General features: G+C 72.8%; 25 protein-coding genes and 1 riboswitch. Of the genes, 14 read left to right on the top strand and 11 right to left on the bottom strand.

The annotated features are described in order from the left end of the window. Positions 1–213: 213 nt before the first annotated feature. Positions 214–807: a glycosyltransferase gene (locus tag GYH36_RS05670; RefSeq protein ID WP_162289349.1), complete on the bottom strand. Its 594-nt coding sequence runs from the start codon at positions 805–807 to the stop codon at positions 214–216. A 99-nt stretch (positions 808–906) separates the two neighbouring features. Next, positions 907–1,024: riboswitch (SAM riboswitch) on the top strand. Positions 1,025–1,097: 73 nt separating this feature from the next. Between GYH36_RS05670 and GYH36_RS05665 the strand changes: the two genes are divergently transcribed. Further along, positions 1,098–1,700, top strand: coding sequence for a hypothetical protein (locus GYH36_RS05665; RefSeq protein WP_162289348.1), 603 nt, complete (start codon positions 1,098–1,100; stop codon positions 1,698–1,700). 62 nt (positions 1,701–1,762) lie between these two features. Then, on the top strand, positions 1,763–3,430 hold the full coding sequence (locus GYH36_RS05660) for a nuclease-related domain-containing DEAD/DEAH box helicase (protein ID WP_162289347.1): 1,668 nt from the start codon (positions 1,763–1,765) through the stop codon (positions 3,428–3,430). 61 nt (positions 3,431–3,491) lie between these two features. Here GYH36_RS05660 and GYH36_RS05655 read toward each other — a convergent pair whose 3' ends face one another. Together GYH36_RS05655 and GYH36_RS05650 are read right to left on the bottom strand one after the other, a co-directional pair. Continuing rightward, positions 3,492–5,174 carry an SIR2 family protein gene (locus GYH36_RS05655; RefSeq protein ID WP_024841433.1) on the bottom strand — a complete coding sequence of 561 codons (1,683 nt, stop codon included), beginning with the start codon at positions 5,172–5,174 and terminating at the stop codon, positions 3,492–3,494. Continuing rightward, complete coding sequence (locus GYH36_RS05650) at positions 5,171–5,827, bottom strand: DUF6308 family protein (protein ID WP_162289346.1); 657 nt, start codon at positions 5,825–5,827, stop codon at positions 5,171–5,173. The genes GYH36_RS05655 and GYH36_RS05650 overlap by 4 nt, the downstream gene beginning before the upstream one ends. A gap of 114 nt (positions 5,828–5,941) precedes the next feature. Between GYH36_RS05650 and GYH36_RS05645 the strand changes: the two genes are divergently transcribed. From GYH36_RS05645 to GYH36_RS05635, 3 genes are all read left to right on the top strand, one after another. Further along, positions 5,942–6,328, top strand: a complete 387-nt coding sequence (locus tag GYH36_RS05645; RefSeq protein ID WP_024841435.1) for a hypothetical protein — start codon at positions 5,942–5,944, stop codon at positions 6,326–6,328. 46 nt (positions 6,329–6,374) lie between these two features. Further along, positions 6,375–7,460, top strand: coding sequence for a vWA domain-containing protein (locus GYH36_RS19265; RefSeq protein ID WP_203231612.1), 1,086 nt, complete (start codon positions 6,375–6,377; stop codon positions 7,458–7,460). A 319-nt stretch (positions 7,461–7,779) separates the two neighbouring features. After that, a complete protein-coding gene (locus GYH36_RS05635; RefSeq protein ID WP_143314248.1) occupies positions 7,780–8,337 on the top strand; it encodes a hypothetical protein in 558 nt (185 codons plus the stop codon). A gap of 65 nt (positions 8,338–8,402) precedes the next feature. Here the strand turns inward: GYH36_RS05635 and GYH36_RS05630 are convergent, their stop codons facing one another. Continuing rightward, a complete protein-coding gene (locus GYH36_RS05630) occupies positions 8,403–8,798 on the bottom strand; it encodes a hypothetical protein (protein WP_203231611.1) in 396 nt (131 codons plus the stop codon). Continuing rightward, on the bottom strand, positions 8,795–9,964 hold the full coding sequence (locus tag GYH36_RS05625) for a TRAFAC clade GTPase domain-containing protein (RefSeq protein WP_024841439.1): 1,170 nt from the start codon (positions 9,962–9,964) through the stop codon (positions 8,795–8,797). The genes GYH36_RS05630 and GYH36_RS05625 overlap by 4 nt, the downstream gene beginning before the upstream one ends. Positions 9,965–10,077: 113 nt before the next feature. Between GYH36_RS05625 and GYH36_RS05620 the strand changes: the two genes are divergently transcribed. Then, on the top strand, positions 10,078–10,752 hold the full coding sequence (locus tag GYH36_RS05620) for a BRCT domain-containing protein (protein ID WP_162289345.1): 675 nt from the start codon (positions 10,078–10,080) through the stop codon (positions 10,750–10,752). A 33-nt stretch (positions 10,753–10,785) separates the two neighbouring features. Here GYH36_RS05620 and GYH36_RS05615 read toward each other — a convergent pair whose 3' ends face one another. Further along, complete coding sequence (locus GYH36_RS05615) at positions 10,786–11,436, bottom strand: response regulator (RefSeq protein WP_162289344.1); 651 nt, start codon at positions 11,434–11,436, stop codon at positions 10,786–10,788. Positions 11,437–11,521: 85 nt separating this feature from the next. Here GYH36_RS05615 and mug point away from each other — a divergent pair, with 85 nt between their 5' ends. Further along, positions 11,522–12,121, top strand: a complete 600-nt coding sequence (gene mug, locus GYH36_RS05610; protein ID WP_162289343.1) for a G/U mismatch-specific DNA glycosylase — start codon at positions 11,522–11,524, stop codon at positions 12,119–12,121. A 116-nt stretch (positions 12,122–12,237) separates the two neighbouring features. Then, on the top strand, positions 12,238–14,415 hold the full coding sequence (locus GYH36_RS05605) for a family 43 glycosylhydrolase (protein WP_162289342.1): 2,178 nt from the start codon (positions 12,238–12,240) through the stop codon (positions 14,413–14,415). Positions 14,416–14,483: 68 nt separating this feature from the next. On the opposite strand, the gene GYH36_RS05600 is transcribed toward GYH36_RS05605, so the two are convergent. Continuing rightward, positions 14,484–15,953, bottom strand: coding sequence for a sensor histidine kinase (locus GYH36_RS05600; RefSeq protein ID WP_162289341.1), 1,470 nt, complete (start codon positions 15,951–15,953; stop codon positions 14,484–14,486). Between the two features lie 208 nt (positions 15,954–16,161). Between GYH36_RS05600 and GYH36_RS05595 the strand changes: the two genes are divergently transcribed. Next, entirely contained in the window at positions 16,162–17,007 is an 846-nt protein-coding gene (locus tag GYH36_RS05595) for a DUF4352 domain-containing protein (protein ID WP_162289340.1), read from the top strand. A gap of 97 nt (positions 17,008–17,104) precedes the next feature. Here GYH36_RS05595 and GYH36_RS05590 read toward each other — a convergent pair whose 3' ends face one another. From GYH36_RS05590 to GYH36_RS05580, 3 genes are all read right to left on the bottom strand, one after another. Continuing rightward, positions 17,105–17,734, bottom strand: coding sequence for a hypothetical protein (locus tag GYH36_RS05590; RefSeq protein WP_162289339.1), 630 nt, complete (start codon positions 17,732–17,734; stop codon positions 17,105–17,107). A 263-nt stretch (positions 17,735–17,997) separates the two neighbouring features. Next, on the bottom strand, positions 17,998–18,603 hold the full coding sequence (locus GYH36_RS05585; RefSeq protein WP_162289338.1) for a DUF6318 family protein: 606 nt from the start codon (positions 18,601–18,603) through the stop codon (positions 17,998–18,000). A gap of 622 nt (positions 18,604–19,225) precedes the next feature. Next, on the bottom strand, positions 19,226–19,363 hold the full coding sequence (locus GYH36_RS05580; RefSeq protein ID WP_162289308.1) for a hypothetical protein: 138 nt from the start codon (positions 19,361–19,363) through the stop codon (positions 19,226–19,228). Positions 19,364–19,523: 160 nt separating this feature from the next. Between GYH36_RS05580 and GYH36_RS05575 the strand changes: the two genes are divergently transcribed. From GYH36_RS05575 to GYH36_RS05560, 4 genes are all read left to right on the top strand, one after another. Continuing rightward, positions 19,524–20,423, top strand: a complete 900-nt coding sequence (locus GYH36_RS05575) for a carbohydrate ABC transporter permease (RefSeq protein WP_203231610.1) — start codon at positions 19,524–19,526, stop codon at positions 20,421–20,423. Continuing rightward, a complete protein-coding gene (locus GYH36_RS05570; RefSeq protein ID WP_162289337.1) occupies positions 20,420–21,328 on the top strand; it encodes a carbohydrate ABC transporter permease in 909 nt (302 codons plus the stop codon). Before GYH36_RS05575 ends, GYH36_RS05570 begins: the two co-directional genes overlap by 4 nt. 153 nt (positions 21,329–21,481) lie before the next feature. Beyond that, a complete protein-coding gene (locus GYH36_RS05565) occupies positions 21,482–22,870 on the top strand; it encodes an ABC transporter substrate-binding protein (RefSeq protein WP_162289336.1) in 1,389 nt (462 codons plus the stop codon). Further along, entirely contained in the window at positions 22,867–23,715 is an 849-nt protein-coding gene (locus GYH36_RS05560; RefSeq protein ID WP_312028518.1) for a glycerophosphodiester phosphodiesterase, read from the top strand. Before GYH36_RS05565 ends, GYH36_RS05560 begins: the two co-directional genes overlap by 4 nt. A 159-nt stretch (positions 23,716–23,874) precedes the next feature. On the opposite strand, the gene GYH36_RS05555 is transcribed toward GYH36_RS05560, so the two are convergent. Continuing rightward, a complete protein-coding gene (locus tag GYH36_RS05555) occupies positions 23,875–24,582 on the bottom strand; it encodes a hypothetical protein (RefSeq protein ID WP_162289335.1) in 708 nt (235 codons plus the stop codon). 177 nt (positions 24,583–24,759) lie between these two features. Here GYH36_RS05555 and GYH36_RS05550 point away from each other — a divergent pair, with 177 nt between their 5' ends. Beyond that, complete coding sequence (locus GYH36_RS05550; protein ID WP_162289334.1) at positions 24,760–25,185, top strand: ChaB family protein; 426 nt, start codon at positions 24,760–24,762, stop codon at positions 25,183–25,185. Positions 25,186–25,201: the final 16 nt, after the last annotated feature.

Genomic DNA, 25,201 nt, shown 5'->3' with positions numbered 1-25,201 from the left:
CCGACCACACCCCCCCCGCCCCCCCCCGCCCCCCCCGCGCCCCCCCCCCCCCCCCCCGGGCCGTGCGCCCGGGGGCGGGCCCCCACCCGGGGGGGCCGGCCGCCACCCCCCCTTTCCCCCCCCCAACCCCGTTCTCGTCGGCGAGCAGGGTCGTTCTCGGCGCGGCGGGTCCGGTCCGCGCGGGCGAGTACGTGCCCGACGGCGGAGGGCGGGTCAGACGGGCGGCTCGCCGTACACCGGGCGCGCGAACGCGAGGACGATGCCCACCCCGCCGGGCTCCGCGAGACGCGCGCGGTCCTCCGGGTGGTCGAGCAGGTGCCGCAGCACCCGCGCCAGCGCCTCGGCGTCCGCCACGGCGACCGTGTCCGGGTCCGGCCCGTTCTCCGGGCGCCCCTGCATCAGGTCCTCGCCCAGCGCGTGCCGGGCCCGCGCGCCGTCGCGCAGGTCCACCCGGACCACAGGCCCACGCTCACCCTCCACGACCCGCACGCCCGACACGTCGTCCCAGCGCACCACCACCCGGACCACCGGCTCCGTCCCGACCGGCAGCTCCACCTCGAGCGGTCGCAGCACCACCGACTGCCGCGACGGTGCGCGCACGTACATGACCAGCCCGCTCCCGAACCCCAGGACGGGCAGCGCAGCCAGGACCATCGTCACCCCGCCCTCGGTCCGCGCCATCCAGACGAAGAACCACACCGACCCGCCGAGCAGCACGAGCAGGATCGCCAGTACCGCGACGAAGTCGAGCAGGGGCGACAGGCGCTCGCGACCCCGCACGCCGCCCGGCACCGCGGTCCACGTCATGCTCGGCCGGTGCGGGGGACGAGGGCGGCGGTCACGGCTCACGGGGGACAGTCTGCCCGGCTTGCGCCGCGTGGATGGCGTCCGGTAGACATCTGCCCAGGTCACGAGCGACCAGCGACACGCCCTCCGCGTGCTGGTCCGGCAACCGCGCCCCTCGCGCACGGTGCCCCAGGAGGAAGACCGGCCCCCGGCCGACCGGCCGAGGGAAGTGCGAGGTCGACGTCCCCATCGGCCGCACCGCGGTGGTGCGCACCGGACCGGACGCCGGCCCTGACCGAAGGGCTGCCCCGATGTCCGTCCCCACCCACTGGGTTCGCACCGACGACGCGTGCCGCGTCCTCCTCGCCGCCGATGGCGGGCTCCTGTGCCCCGTCCACACCGGCGTACCCCGACCGAGGCCGTCGCGCACGTGCGACCTCGAGCGCGGCGTGATCCTGTGCCGCGTGTGCCTGCGCGGGCTCTCCTACGCCCAGGGTCTCTTCCGGGTGCAGCGCTCGATGTGCGCCGACTGCCTCGCCGTCGACTCGCGCATCACCTCGGCGCTGGCTGTGCCGTCGCTCGCGCCGCGCAACCAGGACGACCCCGTGAACACGCGCCTGCGCGCCTACGTGACGCTCGTGTTCCCCGAGCGATGGCGCCTCGCCCGCGCGGACGGGCTTCCCGTCCTCCGGCTCGACCCGAACGCGCCGTACTGGGGTCGGAGGACCGTCCAGGACGGCATCATCGAGGACGCGATGCGCTCGCGGCCCGAGCGCCTCTTCGCCTGGCACGACGACTGGGTCGCGCACGGCAGCTTCGGCGACGACGCCCGCCGCGCCGCCTACCTCGCGTGGGCTCGTGCCGTGCACCCCGCGAGCGCGGTCGCCGCGGCGACGGCGGGTGAAAAGCGGTGACTGCCGCGACCCGTCCCGCCGAGCCTCGTGACGGCGTGGGGCCGGTGCGGTACGAACGGGGCATGCCGCACGCGTACCCGCCCGAGCCGACGTTCCCTGACGACGGTGGGGCCGAACGTGCCGTGTGGGAGGTGCTGCTCGGGCAGCTGCCCGACGACGCCGTCGTCGTCCACGGCGTCCACCTCCAGGAGGACGAGCACGAGTACGAGATCGACCTGCTCGTCGCGTGGCCCGGCGTCGGCCTGGCGGCGATCGAGGTCAAGGGCGGTCACGTCGACCGGGTCGACGGCGCCTGGTACCAGGGGAGCGGTGAACGGCGGCACCGGATCGACCCTCTGCGTCAGGTCCAGGGCGCGCGCCACGCGCTGCAGGCGCTCCTGCGTCGTCGCGGCCTGTGGGCGGCGGAGGCGCGGGCCGCGCACGTCGTCGCGCTGCCGCACCGGTACGTCCCCGCGGAGTGGTCGGCGCTCGACCTCCCGCGCGACATGCTCGTCGACCGCGGCGACCTGGAGCGCAGCGGTGGGGTCGCGGACAGGGTCAAGCACGCGATCGAACGGCACGGTCAGGGGCACGCGCCCCTCGCGGCCGACTCCCTCCCGGACCTCGTGGACTCGCTCGTGGGCGGGTTCCCGAGCCAGGCGGAGCACCTCGTGATGGCGGCCCAGCACGAGACCCGGCTCGAGCAGATGACCCGGGACCAGGCGAGGACGCTCGACGCGCTGTCGGGTGTGCGTCGGATGCGCGTCGTCGGCAGCGCCGGCGCGGGCAAGACCTGGCTCGCGCTCGAGCAGGCTCGACGTCGCGCGCGCGACGGCGAGCGCGTGGCCCTGCTGTGCTACTCGCGCGGCCTGGGCCGCTATCTCGAGCGGACGGTCGACCAGTGGCCGGCACGCGACCGCCCGGCCTACGTCGGCCTCTTCCACGACCTCCCCCTGGCCTGGGGCGCCGAGCCCGGGGCCGACGACGACCCCGACTTCTGGGAGCGCCGCCTGCCTCTCGCCCTCGGCGACCTCGCCGGTCGGCGCGGCGCGGACGAGCTCTTCGACACGGTCGTCGTGGACGAGGCGCAGGACTTCGGCGACCTGTGGTGGCCGTCGCTGCTCCGGTGCCTCCGCGACCGTGACAGCGGCGGCCTGTACGTCTTCATGGACGACGCGCAGCGCGTGTTCCCACGCGAGGGGAACGTCCCGCTCGAGCTCGTCCCGGTGACCCTCCGGGAGAACCTCCGGTCGACGAAGCAGATCGCCCAGGTGTTCGGCGCGCTGTCGCCCGAGCGGATCACTCCGCGCGGGATGGACGGTCCGCCCGTCCGCGTGGTCGACGTCCCCGCCGCGGAGGCGGTCGGCGCGGCCGACGACGCCGTCGAGGCGCTCCTCGGCGAGGGCTGGGAGACGGGACAGGTCGCGCTCCTCGCGACGGGGCGCCGGCACCCGCAGCAGGTCAACGAGGTCGAGGCGGGTGGGCACGCCGCCTACTGGGACGCGTTCTTCGCAGAGGACGACGTGTTCTACGGGCACGTGCTCGGCTTCAAGGGCCTCGAGCGACCGGCGGTCGTGCTGGCGGTCAACGGCGTCCGGGACGCCGCGCGAGCGCGCGAGATGCTCTACACCGGGCTCTCCCGCGCACGGTCGCTCCTCGTCGTCGTGGGCGACCGCTCCTGGATCGAGGAGGTCGGGGGAGAGGCGGTGCGCCGTCGTCTCGCTCGCGCGCAGGTCTGGTCGCCGGTCTAGACGGTCGTCGACTGCGACGGGGTGGTGCGGCTGGGGCGCCGACGTCTCGCGTCGGGCGTGGTCAGCGGTCCGTGGATCCTGCGCCGAACTGGTCTAGGGAGTCGGCGAGCTGGGTCCAGGCGTCGTCCGCCCCGATCGCACGGGCGGACTTCGCAAGACGTCGGAGCTCGGCGACGAGCGGCGCCGCCTCCTTGCTGCGCTCGTCGACGTACCGTGCGTCGAGGAGGTGGGGCGCCTCGCGCTCCGCGTGCATGGCGACGACGTCGAGCATGACGGTGAGGGCTCGCGCGGCCCGACGACGCTCGGCGGCCTCGCGGAGTCGCCGCGCGTCGTCCGACTCGGTGGGGTCGGGCGTCGGGGCCGCGTCCCGTTGGTCGGCGTCGAGGGTCGGGACGACGACGTCGAACCGGCCCTTCCAGAGACGGCTGAACGCCGCGTCGTCCGCGAGGTGGAGGACCGTGCCGATCTCCGGCGCGGCCGGGTCGTGCGTCGTGATGCTCGCCCGGAGGCCGGCCACCTCGTAGGCGAAGCGGAGCAGGTTGTCGTCCGTCATGGACGCGCCGACGACGAGCAGGTGCTTCGTCATCATGAGCGACTGGACGAGCGACCCGACGGGCTTCCACCGGTTGTCGTAGTGCACGAACGAGCTCCGCGACAGCACGATCGAGTCCGGGTGCTCCACGTCGCCGTGCATCTTGAGGAGCCACGGTCGTTCCGTGCTCGCGCGGTCCCACGGGAGCCGGTCGATGACGGCCGGTCGACCGTCGGTCGGGCCGCCCGCGGCCGTGACGGCCTGCTCGTAGAGCCGGTCGTAGTTGGTCGTCGCGGCTTGACGCACGCGCATGCCCGCGAGGAGGGCGTGGGAGAGGCTGGGACGGGCGGACGCCGCCCTGATGATCCTCGAGACGCGGTCGCCGAGCGCCTTCTGGGTATCCGACTTCGCCCGTGCGGACCGATCGGCGAGCGCGACCTGGATGAGCTCCGCCTGCTCGAGCGGGCCAAGATCCTCCATGCGCTCGCGCACGTCGTCGTCCAGCTCGAGCTTCGCGACGAGCTCGGTCAGCAGCCGACCCCACGACGGCAGTCCCGCGGCGATGCTCACACCGGCACCGAAGAAGAGAGCGAGGTCACCGCGGGCGGCGTGCGTGCCGAGCGCCTGGGCCCGGGCGATGACGTCGGCCGCGAGCCCGGTGGGTCGGGCGAGCATGCGGCGGCGGTGCTGGAGCGCCGAGTAGTCCGCCCGGTTCGACGCGACCAGGGCGACGTCCACGCCGAGCTCGCGTGCGGAGTCGTGCAGCGTGGCCAGGAGTGCCGAGATGACCTGGCCGCGCCGCAGCCGGTGGCCACCGTAGCCCGTCCCGATGATCGGGAGCGCGACGAGCGGCAGGTCTCGGCCCGCAGTCTCGGCGGCGGCGCGGATGCGGTCCCCCGAGTGCTCGACGATCGCCGCGACAGCGCGGCGGGCGGCGTCGCCCACGCCCTCGGGCGTGGTGGCGATGGTGTCGAGGAACCAGACCTCGGGACGGTTCTTCGTGGCGCGCCGGGACGTCCGCGCGGGCAGGGCGGCACCGTGCCCCCAACCCGCCGGCTCGACCTGGCTCCACGGGGTCCCGGGCTCGAGCCCGGCTGCGGCGCGCCACCACTGCTCGACGCGGAAGTCGGCATCCGTGGGGATGACGACGGCGTCGGCGCTCAGCGCCTCGAGCCGGCCGTTGACGACGAAGAGATGTCCGTCGGCGGTCATGCTGCGTCTGCGTCCGAGGCGGGGTCGAGGTACCGGTGGTGCATCCACACGACGACGTCGAAGACGCGCAGCGCCGAGATGTCGTCGCCGATGCCGGCCTCGTCGCGCAGGGAGAGAAGGTGCCGGTGGAGCGCGAGATCGTCGGCACGCAGGGCAGCGCGGAGAGCCTCCCAGAACGAGGCGGTGGGCTCGACGGCCGCCTGGACGACGGTGTCGTAGACGGGGATGAGCCGCGGTCGCTTGCGCGCCAGGAGCTTGCCGGCGGTGACCCAGCCGATGCCGTGGATGTCGCGCAGCGCCGTCCACAGGCGGTTCGGAGCCCAGTCGTCGGGGATCGATTCAACGTCCACGAGCTCGAGGTCATGAGGGATCTCGGCGAGCAGCCGTGCGAACTCGTCCGCACGGGACTCGAGGAGCTGGATCGCCCCGTGCGGCGGGACGCTCACGGACAGGAGCGAGACGGCGACGAGGTCGTCCGCAGTGAACCGGTCTGCCGTGTCGGGGCGGTCGCCTCCGCCGGCCAGTCGCTCGAAGCGCGAACCGGCCCAGCCCGTCGTCCCGCTGACGGGAGCGAAGTAGCGGCGGAGGTGCTCGACGGCCTCGTCGCGGAGGGCGGGAGTCAGGATCGGGGGGACGATCAGCGTCGATGTCACCGCGTCAGCGTAGGTCCGTGGTGAGCGCGAACACCGCCGCAGGCGGATCTCGTGCGGGTGAAACCCGCGAGCAGATCTTGCGCGTGTGCAGTTACTGCACGTAGCGTGGATGTCATGACCACGAACCCGCCGCGACCCCTCCGGCCTCGCCTCGACGCCGCACGCGCGGCGCTCGACGAGGCGAACGCCGCGGAACCCGGTGCGGCGGTGGAGCCGCTCGCGCGGGCGCGCGCGCTTCTCGACGTCGCGCTCGACGAGGCGATGGCCGAGGCGTTGCTCGCCGGGTCGTCGATGCGGTCCGTCGCGGAGGCGGCGGGCGTCGCGCCGAACACCGTGCCGCCACGGATCGCGCGGACGCCGGCGCTCGCCGGCTACTCCGGGCCCGACGGCCGTGTTTCGGCCGAGGGCGTCACCCGCGCCCGGTACGACCGCGAGCGGGGGACCCCGCCGCCCGAGCCGACGACCGCCGTCGAACCCCTGCGGTTCCGCCGCCGCACCTGACCGCCCGCAGCACCGCCCGTCCAGCAGCACGACGAAGGGAACCGCCATGCCCGACCAGAACCTCACCCACCTCGCCATGCTGCTCGACCGGTCCGGCTCGATGCAGTCGATCAAGCAGGCCACCGAGCAGGGCTTCGACCTGTTCCTCGCCGAGCAGCGCGAGGCGCCCGGCCGCTGCACGGTCACGCTCGCGCAGTTCGACGACGAGTACGAGGAGGTCTACACCGACCTCGACGTGCGCGAGGTCCCGTCGCTCGACCTGCGACCGCGCGGCATGACGGCGCTGCTCGACTCCATCGGGCGCCTCGTCCAGACGACCGCGCTGCGCATCGCACAGCTCCCCGAGGAGCGGCGTCCCGGCACGGTGATCGTGGGGATCATGACCGACGGCCTCGAGAACGCGTCGAAGGAGTACACGCACGCCGCGATCAAGGCGCTCGTCACCGAGCGCGAGGAGACGTTCGGCTGGACGTTCCTCTACATGGGCGCCAACCAGGACGCGATCGAGGTCGGTGCGTCGCTCGGCGTGCGGCGCGAGAGGTCCCTCACCTACGACACGGCGAACGTCGACCAGGCGTACGCCGCGACGTCGCGCACCATGGCGAGCATGCGGTCCGCCGTCGCCGCCGGTGCCGCACCCGCGGCCGCTCGCGACCAGCACGCGGTGTACACAGAGGCGGACCGCGCCGCGGCCCGCGGTCCCGTGCCGGCGCGCTCAAGCGCCACGGCCGCTCGTCGTGCCGCGACGCCCGCACCCGCGCGCCCCGCCCCGCGCGGGACCAAGGACGACCCGTTCGACGAGCAGCACCTGCTCGCGCACGTGCGGTCGGTGCTCGCGTCGGGCTCGCCGACGCTCGCGGACAAGAAGACGTACGGCGGACGTGCGGTCGTCTGGGCCACCCTGCGCGGCGTGCCGGTGTTCCTCAACGCGGACTCGTCGCGCGCCGCGCTCCAGCAGCTCGTCGACGCGGCCGCGGCCGGGCCGCTCCCGTGGACCGTCATCGCGAGCCAGAGCGGTCAGCTCAACAAGGTGACGTTCCGCGCCGGCGAGCGGGTGCAGGGCTTCTACTGCTACACGACCGACGTACAGCCCGCCGCCGGCCCGCTCGGCGGCGTCGCCGCCGCACGCTGAGTGCCCGACCGCGCAGGGCTGGCCGTCAGGAGCGGCTCGCCCTGTGCTCGACACCGACGGGTGCGCGAGGTTGCGCCCGCACGACACGGAGGTTCTTATGGACGTTCCATTCCAGCACCGCGTGATCCTGGTGAAGCTGACCCAGTTCGGCAGCGCCCTTGTCCCGGCGGAGGTCCTCTACGACGCCGCACACGCGTGGTGGCGGGTCGCAGCCCACCGTCGTCACGGACCAGAGGCCGTCGAGGTCGCGCTCGCCGTGCGAGACAACGCGGTAGTCGGGGCCTGGTGGGTCGAGGCGTGGACGCCGGACGACGACGGCGTGCGCTGGTCGTTCGAGGGCCGGGAGGACCCTGCGCTCGACATCCTGTACGAGGGTCTCGACGTCACAACGTGGTTCCCCCGCGGAGCGCAGAACCCGCTGCGCTACGTCGGTCCGGACGGAGCCGCTGAGCAGGGCGACCCGCTCGACGACGACGGCGGGACCGACGAGGATCCGGCTTCCGCCGGACGTGCGACGTTCGCATCGTTCGACGAGGCTCTCCAGGACTTCGGTATGCCGGTGGAGAACCGGGCGCGGCTGCGGGAGATCGCGGCCGGTCTGAACTTCACCACGGTGTGGATCCCCCCGGCTCGGTCCTACGTCGCGGTCGGTACGCCGGGAAAGCCGGTGGCGGCGTACTTCGGCGTCGGGTACGTCTCGATCCGCCGTGGCCCGAACGACTACGAGGTCGTCGAGCTGCCGAACTTCCGCGGAGGTCCTCGCCGGGGAGGGCAGGCCGATGTCGCCCGCCGGCTCGACGAACGTGCCTTCGGCACGTGCCCCACCTGCCACACGCAGCTGCCCGCGAACGGCCGGTGCGACACCTGCGACGACTGAGCTGGTAGCGCCGATCGGCTGTCGGGATCTCGTGGGGAACGGATGGATCGCCAGACGCTGGACGGTCAGCTCTCGTCGTCGGACCCAGCGCCCGCCACGTGGTCGAGGGCGAGGCGAACGTCGGCCCGCGACGGTGGCTGCGCCCGGTCCCACACGCGGTCGTACGCCTCCGCCAGCCTGGGCCAGACGAGGCGCAGCCCGTCATCGACGGACCGCACGTCGGCCGCGGACGGCGGCAGGACCACGATGTCGTGCGGGATCACCCGACCCGCCCGGTCGTGCCGGCCCGCCGGGTCGGGGAAGCGCAGAGCGACGAGCCCCCCGACACGGCGGTATGCCGTTGGCTCGCCCTCGATCCCCGAGAACGCGAGGTCGTACGTCGACAACGGGTCCTCGAAGCCGCCGTCAAGGAGGAACCGGAAGCCCCAGGACCGACCGCGCGTCGCCCAGACAAGGTTCACTTGAGGCTCGTCAGGAGGATTCCTTCGTCTATCCCCCGTGCTAGGTCGAGGTTGAACTGGGTCATTGTTGCGGTCAGATGATCCCCGGTCGCGCGCGCCTTCGCGTTGCGTTCACGGATCGTTGGTCCACCTAGCTGGATGGCCCTGACAACCGTCGGCAGGACGACGTTGTCGAGGAACAAGCCGATCTTGGGGATCGTTCGCAGGAGACGACGAAAGGTCGACGCTCCCAGGAGCACCTCCCCGATCACGTCGGCGTTGTCCACGATCTGATCCAGAAACTTGCGTGGGATGTCGAGCCTCGTCGCCCACTGGACGAAACGTTCCAAGGGAAGCACCGAGGCGATAGGCAGGATGAGGTCGACGCCGACCCGATCCAGGACCTCGATCGCGCCGGGCTCGAACTTTGCCGAGGAGAGCAGCAGAAAATCCTCGCCGACCGACAGCACCTCAGGGATCTTCACGAAGTCGCTGAGGACGTCGTGCAGGGATGCGATGTCCCCGCCGGCCTTCTCGACGACGAGATCGCGGAAACCGTGGACGTCGAGGTCGGGGTGCAGATCGGACTTGGACAGCGCGAGCATCCAGATCCGGGGGAACTCGACGAGTCGCTCGCCGTCGTCGAGCAGATCGTCCTTGAGTCGCAGGAGGCCATCTCGAAGGCTCCAGAACAACGACTTGAGGTACTTGTCTTCCTCGCCGACGTGGTCGAGTAGCTGCTGCCCATCGACGAGGATGAGTGCGACGTCGGAGCGCAGCAACGTCCGAAACGTGTCGACGCGACGCGCCAATACTTCGTCGGTGTCGGGCTCTTGCTCGAACCATTCACCGGGGTAGTCGTGCCAGACGAGCCGGAGCGCGTCGAAGGGCCGCGACCTGGACGCGCCGGCGTCCCGCTGCTCCCGCAACTTCATCGTGAAGGAGTAGGACCATGCTGTGAAGCGGTTGTGTGCAGGCACTCTGGCGCTCTTCTTCATGCCGAGGTAGTTCTGATGCAGGCGCGCGCCCTGGCTCGTGTCGTCAGCAGTGAGGTGATACAGGCTCTTCGCCTGGAACGACTGTTCCTGGGTCGCACCGTAGAAGGAGGAGAGCAAGACAGTCTTGCCGCTGCCGCTTCCGCCGAACACGGCGATGTTCTGCTCACGTACTCGACGCGTCGCTGCCATGCTCGGGACGCTAGCACCCGCGCGAGGAGGGTCCGGCCGAGTGCGCGAGACTTCACCCGCGGTCAGTTGGTCTTCTGCGTCGGGAGGTGTGGACCGAGGTAGCCGACATAGATGTGTCCGTCGACATCGACCGCGTCGTGGTAGTGCATCCGTGGCCAGATCGCGCCGGACTGGGCAATCTTGAAGTGGGCACCCATGAACACGGATCCGGTCGCGTCCACCGACCGCGGGACGCGAAGCATGCGGGGCTCGCGGTACTTGGAGTTCTGCTTTCACATCGTCGCTCTCGTCGCGCGCTGACCACCGCGGCCTGGGCCGACGGAGTCGTGACTGCTGACGAGCGTGCCGACCTGGCCGCCGTCGCGGGACTGCTCGACATCGCGGTCGAGGAACTCGACGCAATGCTGGAGGCAGCAAGACCTCGTGTCGAACCGGTCGTCGTTGATGGGAGCGTGCCCTCGCAGGCTCTTCCCGCCGAACGCCTCATCGACCGTCCGCGACCCGCGGTCGATGTGTTCCAGCTCGAACCAGGCGACGGCGTGGTCTTCACCGGAGAGATGACTGTCCCACGCGCGGAGTGGGAAGAACGAGCACGATCGGTCGGTCTCGTTCCGACCGGGAACGTGACAAAGAAGATCCGCCTGCTGGTCGCGGCGGACCCCGACTCTCTCTCGGGCAAGGCCCGCAAGGCGGTCGATTACGGCATCCCCATCGTGACCGAGCGCGCGTTCACCATGATGCTGGAAAACCTCGATGCAGAGCGTCGTGCTTGGCGTGGAGCGTCATGATGAACGTGTGCAGCTACGGAGCAAGAACCGGCACTACGCCTCGCCAAGAGCAGACTGCGTCACGACCACCGCCAGCTGAACCCTGTTGACGACGCCGAGCTTCGCCGTCGCTGCAGAGAGGTGGGTCTTCACGGTCGCTTCGCCGAGGAACAGCCGCTGCGCGATCTCGGCGTTGGACAGGCCTTGCGCGACGAGCCGTGCGACGTCGAGCTCCCGTTCGGTGAGCGTCGCGACCTTCGCGGCGGCGTCGCGCCCGCCCGAGTTCGGCGCGGCGTGGACCTGCGCCATGACGACCCGTGCGGCGCGGGGGGAGAGCGCGCCCTCCCCGCGGGCTACGGCGCGCACGGCGGAGACGATCTCGTCCGGCGATGCGTCCTTCGCGAGGAAGCCGGACGCGTCGGCGTGCACGGCGTCGAGGATGACGGCCTCGGTGTCGAACGACGTCATGGCGATGACCCCGGGCGGATCCGGGAGCGCCCGGACGGCACGTGTCGCCGCGACCCCATCGATCCGCGGCATGCGCAGGTCCATGAGCACGACGTCCGGGTGGTGCGCCTGGACGGCAGTGACGACCTCGTCACCGTCCGCGGCCTCGGCGACGACGTCGATGTCGTCCGGCCGCAGGATCGTCCGCAGCAGTCGTCGCACCATCGGGTCGTCGTCGACGACCAGCACCCTGATCACGGCTCGACCCTAGCGGCGCCCGCCCACGCGACGTCGCCGCCTGAGACATGTCACCGTCCGCGCGCCGCTCGGCGAGGATGGTCCCGTGCCGACCGACCCGCCGTACGACCGCCCGACCGCCGCGGACCTCGCCGCGGCGCGCGATCGCGAGATCGACGACTGGCTGCGCCCGGGCTTGGACGTCCTGTTCTGCGGCATCAATCCGGGCTTGTACTCGGCGGCGGTGGGGCTGCCGTTCGCGAACCCGGGCACGCGGTACTGGAAGGCGATGTACGAGGCGGGCTTCACCGATCGTGTCCTCGGGCCGTGGGAGCGGGAGGCGTTCCTGGATGCCGGGCTCGGGATGACGAACGTCGTGCGCCGGGCGACGGCGCGGGCGGACGAGCTGTCGCCGGACGAGATCGTCGAGGGCGGGCGTCGCCTCGTCGAGACGGTCGAGGCGTTCCGCCCGCGCTGGGTCGCGGTGCTCGGTCTGGGCGCGTACCGCACCGCGTTCGCGGACCGGAGGGCGACGACGGGTCCGCTGGAGCGAGGGATCGGCCCGGCGCGGGCGTGGCTGCTGCCCAACCCGAGCGGCCTCAACGCGCACCACACGGTCGCGACGCTGGGCGCCGCGTACGCGGACCTCGCGTCGCGGCAGGCCTGCCCGACCGCCGCTCCTGAGCAGCGGTCCAGGCCGATGTGACCCGCTGTTGCTTTGTGCGAGAAGTTGTTGACTTGTGTGTGACCAGCCGGGAGACTCGAAGCCCCGCGGTCGACGCCGTCCCGGGTCCTTGCCCCCTCACCGTCGAGAGGACACCCATGAACATCTCCCTGACCCGGGCGCGCGCACGTGCCACCGCTGTCACCAGCGCGCTCGTCGCGCTCGGGCTGTCGGTGACCGGCGCGGTCGCCGCGTCGGCCGCCCCCGCCCTGACGAGCGCGACCGTCGTCGCCGCCGACGCCGCCCCGACGATCTCCCCGGTCGTCGACGCCAACTTCCCCGACCCAGACATCTTGCTCGTCGACGGCGTCTACCACGCCTACGCGACCAACAACCAGGGCCAGAACGTGCAGCACCGCACGTCCACGGACCTCGTCACGTGGAGCGCACCGACCGACGTCGCGCCAGACCTCGGTGCGTGGGTGAGCGAGTCGTGCACGTTCTCCCCGGGCGGTGCGACGGACCGCTGCGTCTGGGCGCCCGAGGTCGCGGTGGTTGAGGGCGGGTACGCCCTGTACTACACGGCGCGCGACGCGACGTCGCCGCGCCAGTGCATCGGGCTGTCGCTCTCCGACTCGCCCGAGGGACCCTTCGAGCCTGTGGGTGACGACCCGCTCGTCTGCCCCAACGGCGAGGACGGCACGGAGGACCTTGGCGGCGCGATCGACGCGGCGACGTTCGTCGACGGCGACCAGCTCTACCTGCTGTGGAAGGCCGACGGGAACTGCTGCACCGGCATGACCGCGATCATCTTCGCCCAGCCGCTGACCCCGGACGGCACGACGCTCACCGGCCCGCCGGTCGAGCTGATCCGCGTCGACACGCCCTACGAGGGGCGGGTCGTCGAAGGTCCGACGCTCCTCGAGCGTGGCGGCACCTACTACCTCTTCTACTCGGCGAACGACTTCTACGGCGGCGCGTACCGCACGTCGTACGCGACGGCGTCGAGCCTCACCGGCCCGTGGACCAAGGCGACGACGGAGCTCCTCACGAGCGACCGCTTCCAGGGCGACGTGCGCGGCCCGGGCGGGCAGGACGTCGTCACCGCGCCCGACGGCAGCGACGCGATCGTCTTCCACGGCTGGAACGAGGCGTTCACGTACCGCGCGATGTACGTCGCGGACCTCGAGTGGACGGCCGACGGCGTCCCGTTCGTGCCGCAGGCGTCCGACCGCTACCAGGCGGAGGACGGCGTCGTGACGAACGCGCGCGTGCTGGCCGACGGCGGGGCGTCCGGCGGGGCGAAGGTCGGCGGCCTGGACTTCGCCGACTCGTCCGTCACGGTCGAGGTGCATGCCGACGAGGCGGGCCCGGCGCTGCTCGGCATCCGGTTCGCGAACGGGTCGCAGGACGGCTCGGCGCGCGTCCCGTCCACGGGCACGCTCGCCGTCAACGGCGAGACCGTGGAGACCGTCGTCTTCCCGCACACGACGTGGGGCAACTGGCAGACGTCGGAGCACCTCGTCGACCTCGTCGCCGGCGCCAACACGATCACGCTGACGCGCGCGACGTTCTTTACCGAGCTCGACGCGTTCGACGTCTATCCGGCGACGCGTGACCCGCGCTCGTCCGCCCCGCCCGTGATCCCGGCCGACGCGACGCGCTACGAGTTCGAGGACGGCGTCATCACGAACGGCTCCGTGGGGAGCGCGGCCGGGGCGTCGGGCGGTCAGAAGGTCGGAGGCCTCGACTTCCTCGACAGCTCGGTGGCGCTGGAGGTCTTCGCGGACGAGGCCGGCCCGTACACGCTGGGGGTCCGGTTCGCGAACGGCTCCGAGCGTGGCGGGTACACGCTCGCGTCGACGAGCACCGTGACGGTCAACGGTGCGGACGCCGGCGTCGTCACGTTCCCGCACACCACGTGGGGCAACTGGCAGTCGGTGACGCACCAGGTCGAGCTCGAGCAGGGCTGGAACACCGTGGCCCTGACCAAGCTCACCTGGTACACCGAGCTCGACGCGCTCGACGTCTTCCGGACCGAGGTGCCGCCGACGGACCCGCAGGTCACCGTCACGGCACAGCCACGTTGCCTCGGCGGCACCCCGTACCTCGCCGTCCGGGCGACGAACGGCGGTGACGAGACGGTCGCCGTCGCGCTGCGGACGGTGCACGGCGAGCGGTCGTACGCGCAGGTCGCTCCCGGCGCCAACGCGTACCAGTCGTTCAAGGTGCGTGGCGGCGCGCTGGAGGCCGGGGAGGCGCTCGTCGCCGTCACCGACGTCGCCGGCACGACGACGGAGATCTCCACCGCGTACGACGCCCTCACCTGCGCGTAACGTGGGAAGTCCGGGCCCCGCGGTGCCGTTCGGCCGATGGACGGTACCGCGGGGCTCGGTCGTGCCGGCTACGACGCCGAGCGCTCCCACGGGAGGTGGGCGCGCACCACGAACCGCCCGTCCTCGACCCCGGCGGAGAAGGTCCCGTCGAGCGCCTCGCAGCGTTCGCGCATGCCGACGATCCCGTTGCCGGACCCCGGGATGCCCGCGGCGTCCGCGGTCAGGGCGTTCCGCACCGCGAGGTCGACGCCGTCTCCCGGCCGGGCGCGGAGGTCCACCTCGGCGCGGGCCCCGGGGGCGTGCTTCATGACGTTGGTCAGCGCCTCCTGGACCACGCGGTAGACCGCGCGGGTCAGAGCGGGCGGTGCGGCGTCGGCGTCGGACACGAAGACGGTCGCCGCAAGGTCGACCCCGGACGACCGGGCGTCGTCGAGCAGCGCGGCGAGGTCGCCGAGCGCGGGCGCGGACCCCGTGTACTGCTCCGATCCCTCGCGCAGCGAGGTGATGAGCGCGCGCATCTCGTCGAGCGCGAGGTGGGCCGACGTGCGCATGGTGCGGGCGGCGTCCGCGACCTCGGGGTCCTCGGTGGTCACCTCGAGCGCCGAGGCCTGCAACGACATGATCGACAGCTTGTGCGCGACGGTGTCGTGCATCTCGCGCGCGATGAGCTCGCGCTCGTCCTGCCGCGACAGCTCGGTGCGGAGCTGGTCGGTCTCGGTGCGCAGGTCCTCCGCGTGCGTGCGCAGCACCTCGGCGCGCTGCGACGCGTCGGCGGCCACGGCCTGCGCGTGGTGCGCGCGGCCGGCGTAGCGCCGCACGAGCCCGGCGCCCACCGACACCGCGACGGCCAGGACCCCGAGGATCACGTACCCGACCGGCGCGAGGTACGACGTCGCGCTCCCGTCCACCGGGGTGAAGGAGAAGATGACGGCGTCGCCGTCGCGCGCGGCGTCACGCCACAGGGACACGCCTACGGACACGACGGTCGCCGCGACCGACCCCGCGACCACGCGGCGCCGGTCCTCGCCCGCGAGGACGAACGGCAGGGCGAGCAGGGGAGCCAGCGCACCGACCGGCAGGAGCACTCCGGCGGCAGCGGTGGAGAGGCACACGACGACCGGGAAGCGTGCGCGCCACACGACGGCGGCGCACACGCCCGAGAGGACGACGAGACAGAGCAGGTAGACGGCCATCTGGCCGCCGGTGATGTCCTCCCCGTGGCGTATGGCCGCAAAGGTGGCGCTGATCATCCCGACGGCGAAGGTCAGCGCGACGGCACCCACCGTGCCGGCGACGGACCAGAAGCGGCGCGCGCGACCCGGCCGGACGGCTGGTGCGGGGCCCCACGCGGGGTAGGGGGGTCGGGCCGCGCCCGCGGGAGAGGTGAGCGGGCCGGGCGGCGGGGCCGCAGGGCTGAACGGCGGGCGACCGGGGGAGGGAACCGTCGCGCCGGGCACGGGAGAGCCCGGGTACGGCGGTGGAGCCGCGGCGCCGGGCGGCACCGCGGGGCCGCCGGGCTGCTGCGGAGGGGGGTACATGCCGCGAGCATACGCACGGCCTCCGACGCGCAGCCTCCCCCGATCGGCTCGCCACCAGCCGCGGAGGGTCCACCGGTCGGTGGGGCGGGACGACCTGCTCGGGCGATCCGGTGACCCCCTCGTCGCGGACACGATCGTCCTCGAACACGGCGACGACCGCCGCCGGGACGTGGCGCCGACCAGGGCGCGACCAGACGAGGAGACCACGATGACCGCACCGACCGGGGGCCAGCTCCCCCAGCAGCCCGCGCAGCACCCCGCCCAGACCGGCCCCGCAGCGGTCCCCGGCCAGCCCTACTCGAGCCCGCTGCAGGGGGCGGCGCCGGGTCAGCCGGTGGCGACGCCGTACCCGGGGCAGGCCTCGTACCCCGGCCACGCGCCCTACCCGGGCCAGCCGGTCGGGGCCGGGGGAGCGCCCGGGGGCCCGACGCCGCCGCGCAAGAACTGGTTCGCGCGGCACAAGGTGCTCACCGCGCTCGGCGTCGTCGTGCTGCTCGTCATCATCGGCGCGAACCTCGGCGGTGGGGGCGAGGAGGAGCCGACGACGCCGTCCGTCGCCGCGGACACCGGCTCGCCGGACACGGCCCCCGAGGCCGACGAGGCACCCGCCGAGCCCGGGCCCGCGGAGGAGCCGCCGGCCGAGGAGCCTGAGCAGAGCGCCCCCGGCGTCGGGACGGCCGTGCGCGACGGCAAGTTCGAGTTCACCGTCACGTCCGTCGAGACGGGCGTCGCGACCGTCGGGGACGAGTACCTCAACGAGCAGGCGCAGGGCCAGTTCGTCCTCGTGCACATGACCGTGACGAACATCGGCGACGCCGCGCAGATGTTCGACGGCAGCAGCCAGAAGCTCGTCGACACCGCCGGCCGGGAGCACTCCGCCGACACGAGCGCCGCGATCTACCTCGGTGACGCGAACTCGTTCCTCACCGACATCAACCCGGGCAACAGCGTCGAGGGGACCGTCGTGTTCGACATCCCCGCCGACGCCGTGCCCGCGACCCTCACGCTGCACGACTCGTTCTTCTCCGGAGGGGTCGAGGTCTCGCTCGGCTGACACTATGGACCACCCGACCTCGGCGTCCTCCCATCCGCCGAGGTCGGGTCGCGCACCACCGAGGGTTTGCGCCGAGGTCTGCGGGCGACGCGCCCGGCTACGAGAGGTCGTCGGCGACGAGCCGGGACCGGGCCTCGTACACCTGGAGCGGGTCCGCCGACGACGTCGTGGTGGCGGTCCCGGCGACGTCCGTCCACGTCGGGGTGCCGGTGATGCGGAACTGCCCGGTCCAGGTCGTCGTCAGCGCGATGGTGACCTGGTCCGCAGGCTGCTCGTAGGTGTGGGCGACAGTGTGGTTCGGGTAGGCCGCGCCGGGGTCGGTCGTCGTGACCGGGCCGGAGCCGTCGCCGTAGTCCCACGTGTACGACGTGGGCGTCGCACGGATCTGGACCGGGATGCCCAGGAGCGTCGTGTCGAGCATTTGCTCGCCCGGCTCGGTGTAGGTGATCGTCGGGACGTTCACGAGCGTCCAGCCGTTCGGCGGCTGCACGACGATGTGGGACGGCGCGATCGTGAGATGGCGGAACGCCGCCTCGGCCTCGGCCGCGAGATCTGCGGTACCGACGCAGGCTCCGTCGTTGACGAGCTCCCAGCTCGACACGCCCGAGCGCGTTCCGTCCGCGTTGTTCGTCCAGGTCTGACGGAACAACGGGTCCATCGCGAACTCGTCCGGCTCGCACTCCAGGCCCAGCGAGGCGGGATTCTGGCCCTCGGGGCACGCCTGCACGAGCCCGGGGTACGTGCGTGGCTGGTCGCCGTCGAAACAGCGGTACGCGGGCCCGCGTCGATACGCCTCCGTTGTTGGGCCGCCACTTGTTGACACGGGGTTGTACTCGGCGCCGCCCTGCGGCGCACGAACGAAGGCACTGACTCGATCGTCGTTTGCCTCTCCGCCAAAGAGCAGATCGTCGGTTGCTACGGCGTGCTGGGCCGGGGCTGTGGTGAGTGCCGTGATTAGGAGGACCGCTGCACTCAATCGTGCCTGCGGCTTCACGAGTCGTTCTCCGAGGCGCCGACGATGTGCCAACGGCCATCAGTGAACAAGACGTCGACATGCAATTGTCCTCTGACCTCTCCGCCTTCAGACACTAGGTAGCCGCCGACAGTGGTCCTCTTGTGGGGCCCCTGAACAACGTCGATGAGGACGGCTCGGCCACCTGTCAGCGAATCGACCTCTCCTGCCTCCGCGTTGGTGACTGTCGTCTCGGCGCCGATGTAGCTGTCTCCTGCCGTGCGAATCTCGAGTGCCTGCTCGCGGACGCCCGAGCAAAACCCACACGTCTCCTTCCATGTCATGGCATCCCACTCGGCTGTGTCGCCAGTGGCCATGACGTACGGGTAAAGCTCGAGGAAGTACTCCGCCGCGGCAGCGGCGCCCTCGGCGTCGTCGCGATCCATCGCGGCGGGACGTTCGGGTTTGGTGGGGCCGGTCTCGGTCGGTTCGGGCGTGGGCGTCGGCGAGGGTGCGGCGGACGTCTCGACGGGCGGCGTGGGGTCGGGCTCACCGCCGCCGGTGCACGCGGCGACCAGGTACCCGGCGGCGAGAACGATCCCGACGGCGAGAAGGGACCGTCGGCCACCTCCGCCGACGGTCACGTGCCGCGACGCACTCCGGCCGACGCCGGGTGCGCGACCGCCCGCTTTGCCGCCGCCGATTGGCGAACGACCCGCACCTGCACCACGACCGGCCGCGCGATCACCCGCAGGGCTGCCGGCGTCCGGCGTGCGACCCGGACAAACCCCGACACCCGCGCGGTCACGCGCGCTCACCCGGCCACGTGGCTCGCGCCCCGCTACGGTGTCGCCTCTCGCAGCGGCCTCGTCTCGCGCAGCGGCGTCGTCTCTCGCAACGGCGTCGCCCGCGTGACCCGATGTTCCTGCCGATCCGTCCTCGACCAGCGCATGACGCGTAGAGCTCACGAGACCCCCTGCCTCAGGTACCGAGCGACCGGCGCCGCCGCCGTCGCACGAACGCCCCGAACCTAGCGAAACCGACGTCCGGGCGGAACCACCCGTCCCGCCCTGTGGACGAGGCGCCGCGGGTGTCCGCCACGTGACGGCTCCACAGGGGGAAGTGGCACGCCGGGGACGGGTCGATGAACGTTGCCCGACACCTCGATCCGCACCCGGACATTTGGGCACGGAACGGGCGCGCCTGGTTCCTATGCTCGCGACTGGCCGCCCACCCGCTGGACGGGTGCCTCGCCGGCCACGACCTTCACCCCTCGTACGAGCGGATCTGTGCTGTGACCTCCGTCCTCACCCCGGGCTCCTCGGGGCCCTCGGGCGCACCCCGGGGCTCGACCCCGGCCCCGGCCCACCGCGCCGCGACCGTCCCGGCCGCGATCGTCCCCACGGCAGCGACCGTCCCCACGGCAGCGGCCGTCCCGACCGCCGCGCCCTCCGACCTGACGCCCAGCAGTTCCGGCCCGGCGCACCCTGCGCCCGGCGCGTCGGCACCGACGACACCTCCCGCGAAAGCCACGTCCTCAATCAGAGACCGCGAGGTCCAGGCGTTGCACCGCGGCCGCCTCGGCGCGCGGCGCCGGCGGCGGAACGTCCTGTGGGCGCTGCTCCTCGCGGGCCCGAACCTCGTGCTGCTGCTCGTGTTCGTCTACCGGCCGCTGCTGCAGAGCTTCTACCTCTCGACGCTCCAGTGGAACCTCGGCTCCCCGGTGGCAAGGCCGGTGGGTCTGGGCAACTACGTGGAGTGGTTCACCGCCCCGACGACGGGTCGCGTCGTGACGACGACGCTCGTCTTCACGCTCGCCACGGTCGGCGGGGCGATGGTCCTCGGCCTGGGCCTGGCGCTGCTCCTGAACCGGAAGCTCCGGGGCCGCGGCGTCGCCCGCACCGTCGCGTTCGCGCCGTACGTGCTGTCGGGCTTCGCGGTCGGGATCCTGTGGCTGTTCATGTTCGACCCGCGCTACGGGCTCGTCCAGGAGCTGCTCGGCTGGGTCGGCGTCGCGTCGCCGCAGTGGTACACGCAGCGCCCGTGGCCGCTGGTGATGATCGTCGTGGTCTACCTGTGGAAGAACCTCGGGTACGTCGCCCTCATCTACCTGGTGGGCCTGCAGTCGGTGCCGCAGGACCTCAAGGACGCGGCCGCGCTCGACGGTGCGTCGTCGGCGCGGACTTTGCGCTCGATCGTCCTGCCGCTGCTCACCCCGACGACGTTCTTCCTCCTCGTGACGATGCTCCTCGCGTCGCTCCAGTCGTTCGACATCATCAAGGCGATGACGCAGGGCGGCCCGCTCGGCTCGACGACGACGCTCATGTACTCGATCTACGAGGAGAGCTTCGTCAACGGGCGCGCGGGGTACGCGTCGGCGGTCGCCACGGTCCTGTTCCTCATGCTGCTCGCGGTGACCGCGGTGCAGATGCGGTTCGTCCAGCGGAAGGTCCACTACGCATGAGCGCCGTCGCGCCCGCCCGTCCCGAGACGGCGCCCGCCACACCGGCCGCCCTCGCGCCCCGCCCGTCGGGCGCACCCCGTGCCCGACGCCGGGCCATCCAGCCGGGCGGGTACCTCGCCCTGGTTCTCGCGACCGTCGTGCTCGGCGCCCCGCTGCTGTGGATGGTGCTCGCGAGCCTGAAGACGCCCGCCGAGCTCTACACGGTCCCGCTGCAGTGGCTCCCGGGCAGCGTGCATCTCGACAACTACGCGCAGGCCGCGGACTCGATCCCGCTCGGGCGCCTGCTGCTCAACAGCGTCGGGATCACGGTCGTGGGCGCGGGCCTCAAGGTCGCGCTGGGCCTCACGTGCGCGTATGCGCTCGTGTTCCTCGACTTCCCGTTCAAGAAGGTCGTGTTCGGGCTCGTCATCGCGACGCTCATGATCCCGCCGCAGATCACGATCATCCCCAACTACACGCTCGTCGCGAGCCTCGGGTGGCTCAACACCTATCAGGGCATCCTCGTGCCGGGCCTGGCGAGCGCGTTCGGGACGTTCCTGTTCCGGCAGCACTTCCTCACGCTGCCGCGCTCGATCCTCGAGGCCGCCGAGCTCGACGGCGCGGGGCACTGGCGAAAACTGTGGCGGTTCGTCGTGCCGATGAGCACGCCGACGCTCGCGGCGGTCGCGCTCGTGTCCGTCGTGACCGAGTGGAACGACTACCTGTGGCCGTTCCTCGTCATCGACCGCCCGGACAAGATGACCCTCCCTGTAGGCCTCACGCTGCTGCAGAACACCGACGGCATGACGAACTGGGGCGTGCTGCTCGCCGCGACGGTGGTCGTGACGCTGCCGATCCTCGTCGTCTTCCTCGTCCTCCAGCGCCGCCTCGTCGCGGGCCTCACCGCCGGCGCGGTCACCGGCTGACCCACCCCGCGCCGTCGTGCCCGACGACGGCGCCCACCCCGAGCGGGCCCCGCACCCGCGTGCTCGCCCACCAGCAGACTCCCCGGCCCGCCCGCAGCGGTCCGGGTTTCCCGAAGCGCACCGAGACCCGGTGCACGACCTGAAGGAGCACCTGTGTCCCACCGCACCGCACCCGGCCGGCCCGCGCGCCGTCGTCGGGCCCGCGCCGCCGTCACCGCGCTCGCGGCGACCACCGCCCTCGCGCTCACCGCGTGCGCCGGCCCGAGCGTGGCCGGGGCCGACGGCGCCGGCACCGCGGGCGACGACGCGACGGCCGAGGCCGTCGACTGGTCCGCCGTCGAGCCCGCGTCCGAGATCACGTGGTGGAGCAACCACCCCGGCACGTCGCAGGAGATCGAGCAGGAGCTCATCGACCGGTTCGAGGAGGAGTCCGGCATCACGGTCAACCTCGTCACGGCAGGGGCCAACTACGACGAGGTCGCCCAGCGCTTCCAGGCCGCGTCGCAGACCGACGAGCTGCCCGACGTCGTCATCGCGTCCGACGTCTGGTGGTTCCGCTACCACCTCAACGACCAGATCCTGCCCCTCGACGACGTGCTCGACTTCGTCGAGGCCGACGCCGCCGACTTCCAGCCCGCGCTCTACGCGGACTACGAGTACGACGACCAGCACTGGGCCGTGCCCTACGCGCGCTCGACGCCGCTGTTCTACTACAACAAGGACCTGTGGACGGCGGCCGGCCTGCCCGACCGCGGCCCGCAGACGTGGGCCGAGCTCGAGGAGTGGGACGCGTCGCTCAAGCCGCTCGTCCCGGCCGGTGGCTCGACGTTCGGCCTGTCCACCGGCCCGTCGTGGGGCGCGTGGTGGTTCGAGAACATGATCTGGGGCCAGGGCGGCGCGTACTCCGACGGGTTCGACCTCACGCTCGACACCGAGGAGGCCGTCGCGGGCGGCCAGTTCCTGCACGACCTGTTCCACGAGAAGGGCGTCGCGACGCTCTCCGCGGACGACGCGATGGCCGACTTCTCGTCCGGCCTCATCGCCTCGACGATCGGCTCGACGGGCTCGCTCAAGGGCGCGCTCGACGCGGCGTCGTTCGAGGTCGGCACGGCCTACCTTCCCGACGGCCCGGCCAGCGGCGGCACCCCGACCGGTGGGACCGGCCTCGCGATCTCGTCGTCGAAGTCGCCCGAGCAGCAGCTCGCCGCGGCGATGTTCCTCGCGTTCCTCACCGACACCGAGAACACCGCGTACTTCTCGCAGAACACCGGCTACATGCCGGTGCGCACCTCGGCCGTCGAGTCCGACGCCATGACGGCCGTCTACGAGGCGACGCCGCAGTTCCGCACCGCCGTCGACCAGCTCGCCGACAAGGCGCGCCCGCAGGACGACGCGCGCGTCTTCATCCCGGGCGCCGACGCGCTGCTCAACGAGGCGATCGAGCAGATCGTCATCGAGGGCACCGACCCGGCGGAGGCGTTCGCCTCGATCGCTCCGCGCATCGAGACCGCGTACACCGAGAACGTGGAGCCGTACCTGTGACCGCGCTCCCGGACGCCGCACGCGGCGTCGAACACCTCCCCGCACCCGGGCCTGCGCTCTCCCTGGAGTCGGCGCAGGTCCAGGCCCCGGCGACGGGCGACGCACGGCGCCGCCCGCGCGTGATCGCCCACCGCGGCAACAGCTCCGTCGCGCCGCAGAACACGCTCGCCGCGTTCGAGGCGGCGTGGCGCGCGGGCGCGGAGTCGATCGAGATCGACGTGCGGCTCACCGCGGACGGCGACGTCGTCGTCATCCATGACGACACGGTGGACGCGACGACGTCGGGCAGCGGCGCGGTCGCGGAGCTCGACCGGTCCGCGATCCGCGCGCTGGACGCCGGGTCGTGGTTCTCGCCCGCGTTCGCAGGCCAGCGCGTGCCGACGTTCGCGGAGACGGTCGAGTTCCTGGAGCGCCGCCCGGGGATCGACCTGCTCCTGGAGCTCAAGGGGTCGTGGACGGCGGAGCAGGCGGCGCGGGTGACGGACCCGCTGCGGTCCGCCGGGCTCGCGGACCGCGTCGTCGCGCAGAGCTTCTGGCCCGAGACCGTCGCGGCGCTGCGCGACGCCGGCCCCGGGCTGTGCCGCGGGTTGCTCGTCGCGACCCTCGACGACGACGTGCTCTCCCGGTGCGCCGCGCTCGACGTCGCGTGGTGCAACCCGGTCGGGACGCTGCTCCTCGAGGACCCCGACCTCGTGCGGCGCCTGCACGACGGCGGCCGCAAGGTCGCGGTGTGGACGCTCGACGAGCCCGCGCACTGGGCCTCCGCGGTCGCCCTCGGGGTGGACGCGATCATCACCGACCGGCCCGACCGGCTCGCGGGGTGGCTCGCGGCCCGCGGCGTCTGAGGCCTCGCCGGTCGCTTCCGGGGTCGTGCGCCGCACCGGGCTCGTGCGGCCACCGAGGCCATGCCCGGGGCCTGCCTGCACCCGGGTCGTGTGCCCGGACGCTCGTCGTCCGGCGCGCGGCCCCGGGTCTCGCGTGCCGCCGCGCGTGTCCCCGGGAGGTCAGCGCACCACGATCGTCGTCACGACGTCCGTCACGCTCGGCCGCCGCGGCGTCGACCCGAACCCGAACCGGACGGGCGGGTCGACGTCGCGCAGGTCGCCCAGCGGCGCGCCGTCCCACGTCGTCTCGGCGGCGACGAGCGCGTGCACGTCGGTCGCGCCGTAGTGCTCGACGCGGCCCGGCCCGGCGGACCCGCGCGTGCGGACCCCGCGCAGCACCACGCGCGCGACGGGGTCGGTGAGCGCGGTGAGGTGCCGCGACGTCGCGAGAGCCGGGGGCACGGCCCGCAGCACGCGCCCGAGCGGCGTCCGTGGCCCGACGGCGATCCTCGCGTCCAGAGGCCCGGCCGCCACGTGCCACGCCGGCAGGCGGCCGCGGCCCGCCGCCGCTCCCGCCACCGTCTCGGGTTCGACGTCGGTCGCGTCGGTCGCGTCGGTCGCGTCGCGCGTAGCGACGGTCGCCGCAGTCGGCTCGTCCGCGACGGCGACGGGCACGAGGACGACCCGGTCGAAGCGGTAGGTCGCGGCGACGAGTTCGGCGACGTCGCGCGACGGCGCGAGCAGGACGCGCTCGCCGTCGGGCCGCTCGACCATGACGTCGGCGAACGCGCCGAACGGCGACGCGTCCCAGCGCCCGACGACGACGCGCGTCCCCGACGCCGTGCCCCACCCCGCGATGCGGCCGCGGAACCGCAGGACGCTGGCCATCCGGGCAGCGTAGGCCCGGCACCTCGGGCTCGCGCCCGCTCGGGCGAGCGGCCGACCGGGCGAGCGGGCCGAACGGGCGAGCGGCCGAACGGTCATCCCGCTCGGCGCGCGAGCCCCCGCGCGCGGCGCGACGCTCGGAGGAGGCGGCGACCGCCGTCGGGCAGCAGGAGGTGACCCGTGCCGAAGACGACGCGCGACGGCGACGCGAGGCAGTCCGAGATCCCGAGCACGCTGCGGCGCTCCGACGACAAGGCGCAGCGCACGTTCGCCAAGGCGTACGACGCGGCGATGGAGCAGTACGGCTCTCCGGCGCGTGCGCGGCGCGTGGCGTTCGCGGCGCTCAAGCACACGCACGAGAAGATCGGCGACCACTGGGAGCCGAAGGACGAGCCCGGGCCGTCGGACGAGCGCGCCGAGGAGGGCGGTCTCGAGTCCTCGACGGACACCGCGGGCGGCGTCGACGCGAACGCGACGAAGGCGCACCTGCTCGACGTCGCGCGCCGGCTCGACGTGGACGGCCGGTCGTCGATGACGAAGGACGAGCTCGTCGAGGCGATCCAGCGCGCGAACGACCGCGCGACGCGGCGGGCGCGCGGCGACTGACCGCGCTCGATACGCC

The sequence above is a fragment of the Cellulosimicrobium composti genome (assembly GCF_010287905.1).
Lineage (GTDB): Bacteria > Actinomycetota > Actinomycetes > Actinomycetales > Cellulomonadaceae > Cellulosimicrobium > Cellulosimicrobium composti.
This window is presented reverse-complemented; position numbering and strand designations above follow the sequence as displayed.